General features: G+C 34.3%; 1 protein-coding gene and 1 pseudogene. One reads left to right on the top strand and one right to left on the bottom strand.

What is annotated here, in order from left to right; genetic code table 11:
- Nucleotides 1–194: sugar nucleotide-binding protein (locus tag B3473_RS03950; protein WP_293674962.1), on the bottom strand; the 194-nt coding region annotated here is incomplete at its 3' end.
- Nucleotides 195–445: 251 nt separating this feature from the next.
- On the opposite strand from B3473_RS03950, the pseudogene B3473_RS03945 reads away from it, so the two are divergent.
- Nucleotides 446–925 (top strand): annotated as a pseudogene (locus B3473_RS03945) (transposase); the annotation flags it as partial.
- Between the last annotated feature and the right edge of the window lie 83 nt (nucleotides 926–1,008).

Raw genomic sequence — 1,008 nt, 5'->3', positions numbered from 1 at the left:
GCATCAACCGCAGTGTATGCCGCACAGTGGTAAACAAGTGTTGGTTTTACTTGTGCAAATACTTCATCAACTTTTTCAGCATTAGTGATGTCCATTTCTGCAACGTCAACCGCTACATACTCCTCACCACGTTCATCCAAAAGATAACGTAATTCTGTTCCTAATTGCCCATTGGCACCTGTAACTAAAATCATTTTAGCACTTCTCGTTTTTTAATATCTAAAGGCCTGTAAACCTTTTAAATCATTCCCTACTATTTTACACTATTTTTACAGAAAAAGCAGTAAGGAGCAGAAATTCCTAGAAATAATTCTAAAAATTTAACAAAGATGCTTACTATTCCAAGCTTTAACAATTCTTTTTTCGACCTTATATCAAAAAGAAGCTACATCAAGCACATGTTCTAAAACATCCAAATATCCATTACAGCGTTCTAACTCATCAAAAGTATCGTCGAAAACTATCGCCTAATGCCTTTTATTCGAGGACTTTCAGGGAAACGCTAACACCTAAAGAGTGTTTAGACAAGATTTTTAAACACGTTCCGCAACTTGAAAAATGCTACAACCTTTATCAATTACTTCTTTTCCACTTACAAGAACAGCATACCGAATAATTTTTTGGATTAATTCAGGAAGTTTTACATCAACTCAATCACTCATTAAAAACAACTCTAACAACTTTCGTTTGGTATAAGAAATACATTACCAATGCCATTGAACTTCCCTATTCTAACGCTAAACTTGAAGCAACTACTAAACTCATCAAAGATATTAAACGCAACGCTTTTGGTTATAGGAACTTTGACAACTTTAAAAAACGCATTTACCTCGCTTTGAACATCAAAAAAGCAAGAACAACAGGCTCTATAATTTCTGTAGTGGGTAAATCCACTGTAGAGATTATGGAGCCTTTTTTAGTGTAGAAAAAAAGTCCCATATGGCCTATAATGAAAAGCGACGAAACTCACATTAGAAAGGGTTCATATGGAACAACTAAATCTTATCA

This window comes from Streptococcus sp. UBA632 (assembly GCF_002300045.1).
In the GTDB taxonomy this organism is placed as follows: Bacteria; Bacillota; Bacilli; order Lactobacillales; family Streptococcaceae; genus Streptococcus; species Streptococcus alactolyticus.
The sequence above is the reverse complement of the archived record's forward strand: the minus strand, read 5'-3'. Positions and strand labels throughout refer to the sequence as shown.